Consider the following 6,762-nt stretch of genomic DNA (forward strand, 5'->3'; position numbering starts at 1 on the left):
GGATGGCGCCTAGGCTGCTGGGAGGGACCCGGGCGGCTGCCCGGCGGCGGGGCCTGACGCCCGGCGCAGGCGGGAACGCGGGCCGTTCCGGGTCCACCGGCCGCGCCGCGCACCTGGGAGGTTCGGGCCGATGCTGACCACAAGCCACCTCGCCGGCTCACCGAACTGGCTCGATCTGGCCAGTCCCGACGTCGACGCGTCGGCCGGCTTCTACGGGGAGGTCTTCGGCTGGACGGTCGAACCCGGCGGGCCGGACCCGGAGGGTCTGCGACTGCTCAGACTCCACGGACGCACGGCGGCGGCCGTCCGCCCGCTGGCCGAGTACGACACCGGGCCCTCGTGGACGGTGTACTTCTCCACCCCCGACGTGGACGCCACGATCGCCGCCGCCCGCGAGGTCGGCGGCACGGTGCGGGCCGGCCCCGCGGACGCCCCGGGAGGCAGCCTCACGGCGGCGCTCACCGACCCCACCGGCGCGGACTTCGCGCTCTGGCAGCCGGGCGACGTCCTCGGCCTGGACGTCGTCAGCGAGCCGAACGCGCTGTGCTGGGTCGAGCTGTACACGACGGACGCCGAGGCCGCCGGTGCCTTCTACCGGGCGCTGTTCTCGTGGGCGCTGCACCCGGCGCCGATGGCGGAGGTCGAGTACAGCGTCCTGGCACCGTTCGGCGGCGGTGTGGAGGACGGCTTCGGCGGCCTGTTCGAGCTGCCGGGGGAGGAGCGGGACGTCGGCTCAGGCCCCGAGTGGCACCCCTACGTCGCGGTGACCGACTGCGACGGCGCGCTGAACGCCGCGGTCAAGCAGGGCGCCGCCACCCTGGTGCCGCCGATGGACCTGCCGGACGTGGGGCGGATGGCGATGTTCGCCGACCCGGTGGGCGCGGTCTGCGCGCTGATCACCCCGCAATCTCCGGAGTGAGCGGGGCGGGTGAGCGGAGCCGGACGAGCGGGGCGTGTGCGGTGCCCGAGGGCGGTCGAGGGGCGTTGTCAGTGGCGTCTGCCACGATGGCGGGAGCCGAGGTAGTCCAGCCGACGAGAGGGCGTGACCATGCGGGAGAACCAGCAGCTCAAGGAGGAGGAGTTCCCGCGTCTGGCGGACCCGTACCGGCGGGAGCTGCTGGCGCACTGCTACCGCATGCTCGGCTCGGTGCACGACGCGGAGGACCTGGTCCAGGAGACCTACCTGCGGGCCTGGCGCGCCTACGACAACTTCGAGGGCCGGTCCTCGATGCGCACCTGGCTGCACCGCATCGCCACGAACACCTGTCTGGACGCGCTGGAGAGCCGCAAGCGGCGCCCGCTCCCGACGGGCCTGGGCAGCCCCAACTCCGACCCGTCCGACGTCCTCGCCCAGCGGACGGAGGTCGACTGGCTGGAGCCCGTCCAGGACGCCATGGTCGGCGCGGAGGGCGACGACCCGGCGACGATCGTGACGTCGAAGGAGAGCATCAGGCTCGCGTTCGTCGCGGCTCTGCAGCACCTGCCGCCGCGCCAGCGCGCGGTGCTGCTGCTGCGGGACGTGATGCGGTGGAAGGCCGCCGAGGTCGCCGAGCTGATGGAGACGAGCACGGCGTCGGTGAACAGCGCGCTCCAGCGCGCCCGCGCACAGCTCAAGGAGGTGACGCCGACGGAGGAGTCGGTGAGCCCGCCCACCACGGCGGAGCAGCGGGAGCTGCTGGAGCGGTACGTGGTGGCGTTCGAGCGCAAGGACATCGCGGCCATCGTCGACCTGTTCACCTCCGACGCCGTCTGGGAGATGCCGCCCTTCCTCAGTTGGTACCAGGGCCCCACCGACATCGGCGAGCTCATCCGCACCAGCTGCCCGGCCGGCCCCGGCGACATGCGGCTGATACCCGCCGAGCTGAACGGCCAGCCCTCGTTCGCGCTGTATCTGCGGGAGGGCGGGAACGGCCCGTTCCAGCCGTGGAACCTGCACGTGCTCTCGCTGCGGGAGGGCGCGGTGTCGCACGTGGTCGCCTTCTTCGACCGGGCCCTGTTCGACAAGTTCGGTCTTCCGGCGGAGATACCCGCCTGAGCCGCCGCCGACGCCGCCGCCCGCCGCGCCGCCGCCCGCCGGGAGAAGGCGGTCCGCCGGGAGAAGGCGGTCCGCGCAGGCGTCCGGAAGCGTCGGCGGAGAGGAACAACGGGTATGGACACCAGACTGCTGCGGATCGTGGGCGCCGCCACCGCCCTGTACGGACTCGCCGTCACCGCCCGGCCGGAGCTGCTCGCCCGGCCCTCCGGTCTCACCGACGACCGCGGGCGGGTCGCCGAGCACACGGCCGTCTCGCTGCGCCCGCTGGGCTGGCGGGACGCGGCGAGCGGGGTCGCCATGCTGTGCGCGCCGCCGGGCCCGGCGATGCGGGTGGCCGCCGCCGTACGGCTGGCCGCCGACTTCGGCGACGGCGTGCTGCTCGCGGCCACCCTGCCGCGCGATCGTAGGCTGAAGGCGGTCGCGATCTCGTTCGGCTGGGGCGCGCTCACGGTGGCCGGCCTGGCCCGCGGTGGTACCGGCACCGGGCGGGGGTGAGGCCACGCGGCCGCCGTCTCGGCGCCGGGGCCGCCACCACCCGCGGCGGGCGGCGGTGGCCACCGGACGGAACCGACCGCGCCCCGGCGCGGTGGAGAGGCAGGTAGGTCAGTGGAGCACCATCCGCCGAGGCTGTACGCGACGCCGCCCGACCCGCACGCGCTTGTCCTGCTGCTGCACGGCGGCCGGGCGCACGGTCTGGAGCCGCCCACCGCCCTCAACCTGCCCTCCAAGCGGATGCGGCCCTTCGCGACCACCGTCACCCGCGCGGCCGACGCGCCCGTCGTGGTCGCCGAGGTCCGCTACCGGCACCGTGGCTGGAACGGCGACCGCGCCGACCCGGCGCAGGACGCGAGGGCGGCCCTGGAGACGCTGCTGGAGACGTACGGGCCGATGCCGGTGGTGCTGCTCGGGCACTCCATGGGCGGCCGGGCCGCCCTGCACATCGGCGGCCACGAGGCCGTGCGCGGGGTGGTGGCGCTGGCTCCCTGGTGCCCCGACGACGAACCCACCGCGCACCTCACCGGCCGCCCCGTCGTCCTGCTCCACTCCGACCAGGACCGGATGACGGACCCCACGGCGTCATGGCGCTTCGTCGGCCGGGCGAAGGCCGCCGGAGTGCGGGCCTGCGGAGTGGAGATCACCGGCAGCGACCACGCGCTGCTGCGCCGCGCCACGGTCTGGCACGATCTGGTCGGCCGGCTGGTACGCGGCGTTCTCGATCCCACCCTGATGCCTCCGGAGATCACCGCGGCGCTCGCCGCCCCACCGGGGTCCGGCTACCACCCCCTGCTGCCCACGGACCTGGCGACCGGCTGACGGCGCGGCGGTGGGTCAGCAGACGCAGAACTCGTTGCCTTCGGGGTCCTGCATGACAACGGCGTAGTGGTCGACGCCCTCGGTGTCGAGCACGTGGAGCAGTCGGGCGCCGGCGTCCCGCAGCCGGGCCACCTCGGCGTCCACCTGGCGGCGGCGCTCCGCGAGCGGCACCGCCCGGCCCGCCGTCACCCGCAGGTCGAGGTGGAGGCGGTTCTTGCCGGCCTTCGGCTCCGGGACCTGCTGGAACCAGAGCCGGGGCCCGACACCCGCGGGGTCGACGACCGAGTCGGTCACGTCGGCCTCCTCGGGGAGCTCCTCGTCGGGCACGCCGATGCGGCGGTAGTAGGACCGCCAGTCGGGGAAGCCGTCCGGCGGGGGCGCCGGGACGTAGCCCAGCGCCTCCGCCCAGAAGGCGACGAGGCGCGTGGGGTCCGCGCAGTCGACGGTCACCTGTAGCCGTGTTGCCATCGCCACCTCCGACGGATCGGGACGTGGCTCCCAGCCTGCCGCACACCACCGACAGCGGCCATGCCCCCGACGGGACTACCGGCCAGGCGCTACCCACGGCCCCGGCGCTGCCCACGCGGCCGGGTCACCGTCCAGGCGGCGAGGTAGCCGAGGGAGTTGAGCGCGGCGTGGAGGAGGGCGGGGGCCAGCAGGCTGCCGCTGCGGGCGCGGGCGGCGGTGAAGAGTGCGCCGCCGACGGAGGTGGTGACCACCGCGCCGAGCGCGGCGGTGGTGCGCCGGGCGCCGGTCCCCGCGGCGGAGGCGGAGGCGAGCGCCGGGTTGGCGGTGACCAGGTCGGCCGAGGGGAGTACGTGCCACAGGCCGAACAGCAGCACGGGAAGTGCCCGCCCCGCGCGTTCGCCGAAGGCGTCGGAGAGGAGGGCGGGCAGGACCGAGCGGAACGCGATCTCTTCGGGCAGCACCGTGCCCAGCGGTACGTCCACGAGGGACTGGCGGAGCAGGCCGGGCAGGTCGGGCGCGGCGCGCTGGTCGGCGAAGAGCGGCCGGGTGGCGGGCAGCAGGGCGCCGGCGGCGTAGAGGAGGGCGACGGCCGCCGCCGCCCGTCCGCCGAGCCGGGCACCGTGGCCGAGCCGGTCGGGGCCGAGGCCGAGTGCCGACCAGCCGTGGCCCCGGGCGCGGGCGAGGGCGGCGAGCGCGGTGGCGGTGGTGAGCGAGAGGGGTACGGAGGTGCGGGGAGCGACCCGGTTGGCCACGACGTTGGTGGCAGCCAGCAGGACAACCGCGCCCGCCGCCGTACGTCGTGCGCCGGGGCGCCGCGTGGGTGCGCGGCGCCCCGCTGTGCGCGATCCGGCTGTGCGCGATCCGGACGTGGAGGTGCGCGCCGCCCCCGGGGCTGGAGAGTCGACGGGGCGGCGCGCACAGGACCGTGTGTCTTGCTTGCCCTGCTCTTCCACATCACTTCCTTCGCGTTCGTCAGACGCCTCTGACCTTCGGGACGTCGCGATCAGTCGCGCTTCTTCACCCGCATCGCCGTGGCCGCGCAGGCCAGGCCCATGCAGAAGACGACAGCACCGATGACGACGTTGTTCCAGATGACTCCGGCGTCGGGGTTGGTACCGGCGATCCACGCTGAGACCACCAGCCAGGCGCCGATGGCGCACATCGCCCAACTGAGCCCGTACATGCGCTCAGGGGCCATGGTGAAACCAAGAGCCATGACGGCTATGGCGCCACCGATGATGAGATTGTGCACGGTCAGCGCCGGTTGGTTGGCGGTGAAATGCACAATCCACGGGGAGCATGCGAGGTAGAGACCGGCGAGGAACACCGGGCCGTCCACCAGCGCGACGTCCCTGCCGCCCAGTACGCGGTCGTACCGGGCCCGCATCTCCGTGGCGTCCGGGTGACCACTGAGGTCGCCGCGGGCGTGCGAGATATCGGCCATGCGATTCGCCCCCTTGGGACAGAGGAAACACAAGCCTGACCGCGATCTCATTGTGCCGTGCATACCGGCAAAACGGTAGGTCTAGGACAAAATTACCGACGAGTTGAGTCCTCAACCGCCTTGTGGCGTACCGGAGGAGCCGGCGCCGCTGGCGCACAGCGAGCGGTCGATCACTTTCTGGAGTGCCGCCTCCTGCTGGTAGATCGCCTGGTCCTCGTACCGCTTGCCGCTGCTGACGAGGGAGATCCCGAAGCGGCCGTCGGCGGTGAAGGAGTTCCGGGCGGTCGTGCCGGCCAGATCGCCGCCGTGGTTCCAGCGCACGCCGCCGCACGGCAGGCTCTGGGACATGATTCCGAGTCCGTAGCGGGCCCCCGGCCACACGTCCTGGTACATCCCCGGCATCGGCACCGTGCGCAGCATCGCGCGCTGCTCCGCGGGCCGCAGCAGGCCGCCGGCCAGCAGCGCGGTGAAGAAGCGGTGCACGTCCCGGTGGCTGCTGACCAACTCGCCGGCCGCGTCCGCCCAGGTGACGTCGCGGACGGTGGTGTCGGTGTAGTCCTCGGAGTCCTCGAAGCGGTGGTAGCTGCGGGCGTGCGGACCGCGCAGCCGGGTGGCCAGGCCCGGGGCGTGGGTGTCGGTGAGCCGCAGCGGGCGGAGTATCCGACGGTCCAGCTCCACCCGCCAGTTGTTGCCGGTCACGGCCTTGATGACCATGCCGGCGAGTACGAAGTTGGTGTTGGAGTACTCCCAGTCGGGCTTCGGATCGTCCTTGTGGGCCGGCGGGAAGCTCGGCTGGTGCCGCATGGCGAGCGCCACCAGCTGCTCCGGGGTGTGGCGGAGGAAGCGGTGGCGCTCGAACTCCGCCGCGCTGTCCTCGTCCTCCAGGATGTCGGTGTAGTTGTGGATGCCGCTGGTGTTCTGGAGCAGGTTGCGCACGGTGACGGCGTTGCCGTCGTTGCCGTTGCCGCGCACCACGCCGGGCAGCCAGCGCTCGACCGGGTCGTCCAGCGACAGCCTTCCCTCGCCGACGAGTTGGAGCAGGGTGACGGCGACGAAGGTCTTGGTGGTGCTGGCGATGCGGAACGTCGTACGGGCCGGTACGGGCGCGCCGGTGCGCAGGTCGGCGACGCCGGCGCGGGCCCTGGCCGAGCGGCCGTCGACGCGGAGTTCACCGGCCAGGCTGACGAAGTCCGCCTCGCGGAGGGCCGCCGAGACGTCTGCCTGGAACGAGGACCGGCCGGTGCTCGCACGGTCGGGGCCGGGGTTGAGGCCGTGGCCGGGGGCGGCGGCCGGGCCGGCGAGGGCCGTCGCGGCCTGTGCGGGCGCGAGCGTGAGCAGGGCGGCGAGCGCGGCTGTCGCCGCCACGGCGCGGGTGGTCCGGGTGGTGCGCATGGGTTCCCCCTCGGTTGTGGGCGGTCGCCAACAGCCTGGTCGGCGACCGGCGCCGGGCCCATCCGGCGGGCCGCCCTCCTCGTCGGCGGGCAGGCACCCGGCTCGGGGG

General features: G+C 74.0%; 8 protein-coding genes. 4 read left to right on the plus strand and 4 right to left on the minus strand.

Annotated features, from left to right (window positions below):
* Window positions 1-130: 130 nt before the first annotated feature.
* From FNX44_RS21980 to FNX44_RS21995, 4 genes are all read left to right on the plus strand, one after another.
* Window positions 131-919, plus strand: a complete 789-nt coding sequence (locus FNX44_RS21980; protein ID WP_143650487.1) for a VOC family protein — start codon at window positions 131-133, stop codon at window positions 917-919.
* A gap of 129 nt (window positions 920-1,048) precedes the next feature.
* Complete coding sequence (locus tag FNX44_RS21985) at window positions 1,049-2,035, plus strand: sigma-70 family RNA polymerase sigma factor (protein ID WP_143650497.1); 987 nt, start codon at window positions 1,049-1,051, stop codon at window positions 2,033-2,035.
* Window positions 2,036-2,149: 114 nt separating this feature from the next.
* Window positions 2,150-2,530 (plus strand): hypothetical protein, encoded by a 381-nt coding sequence (locus FNX44_RS21990; RefSeq protein WP_143650489.1) that lies wholly within the window; start codon window positions 2,150-2,152, stop codon window positions 2,528-2,530.
* A 111-nt stretch (window positions 2,531-2,641) separates the two neighbouring features.
* Window positions 2,642-3,349 (plus strand): alpha/beta hydrolase, encoded by a 708-nt coding sequence (locus FNX44_RS21995; RefSeq protein ID WP_323369579.1) that lies wholly within the window; start codon window positions 2,642-2,644, stop codon window positions 3,347-3,349.
* Between the two features lie 15 nt (window positions 3,350-3,364).
* Here the strand turns inward: FNX44_RS21995 and FNX44_RS22000 are convergent, their stop codons facing one another.
* The 4 genes from FNX44_RS22000 to FNX44_RS22015 form a co-directional block, all read right to left on the minus strand.
* A complete protein-coding gene (locus tag FNX44_RS22000; RefSeq protein WP_143650491.1) occupies window positions 3,365-3,817 on the minus strand; it encodes a VOC family protein in 453 nt (150 codons plus the stop codon).
* Between the two features lie 89 nt (window positions 3,818-3,906).
* Window positions 3,907-4,569: a CPBP family intramembrane glutamic endopeptidase gene (locus FNX44_RS29565; RefSeq protein ID WP_323369580.1), complete on the minus strand. Its 663-nt coding sequence runs from the start codon at window positions 4,567-4,569 to the stop codon at window positions 3,907-3,909.
* 251 nt (window positions 4,570-4,820) lie between these two features.
* On the minus strand, window positions 4,821-5,261 hold the full coding sequence (locus FNX44_RS22010; protein WP_143650493.1) for an SPW repeat protein: 441 nt from the start codon (window positions 5,259-5,261) through the stop codon (window positions 4,821-4,823).
* A gap of 111 nt (window positions 5,262-5,372) precedes the next feature.
* The gene (locus FNX44_RS22015) at window positions 5,373-6,653 is read right to left on the minus strand and encodes a serine hydrolase domain-containing protein (RefSeq protein WP_143650495.1); all 1,281 of its coding nucleotides are present in this window, start codon (window positions 6,651-6,653) and stop codon (window positions 5,373-5,375) included.
* Window positions 6,654-6,762: the final 109 nt, after the last annotated feature.

This window comes from Streptomyces alkaliterrae, from assembly GCF_007097205.2.
Classification (GTDB): Bacteria; Actinomycetota; Actinomycetes; order Streptomycetales; family Streptomycetaceae; genus Streptomyces; species Streptomyces alkaliterrae.

What these genes read in the sequence shown, in the direction of transcription:
- FNX44_RS21980 (WP_143650487.1), top strand. Translation starts at nt 131, where the DNA reads ATGCTGACCACAAGCCACCTCGCCGGCTCACCGAACTGGCTCGATCTG.
- FNX44_RS21985 (WP_143650497.1), top strand. Translation starts at nt 1,049, where the DNA reads ATGCGGGAGAACCAGCAGCTCAAGGAGGAGGAGTTCCCGCGTCTGGCG.
- FNX44_RS21990 (WP_143650489.1), top strand. Translation starts at nt 2,150, where the DNA reads ATGGACACCAGACTGCTGCGGATCGTGGGCGCCGCCACCGCCCTGTAC.
- FNX44_RS22000 (WP_143650491.1), bottom strand. Translation starts at nt 3,817, where the DNA reads ATGGCAACACGGCTACAGGTGACCGTCGACTGCGCGGACCCCACGCGC.
- FNX44_RS22010 (WP_143650493.1), bottom strand. Translation starts at nt 5,261, where the DNA reads ATGGCCGATATCTCGCACGCCCGCGGCGACCTCAGTGGTCACCCGGAC.
- FNX44_RS22015 (WP_143650495.1), bottom strand. Translation starts at nt 6,653, where the DNA reads ATGCGCACCACCCGGACCACCCGCGCCGTGGCGGCGACAGCCGCGCTC.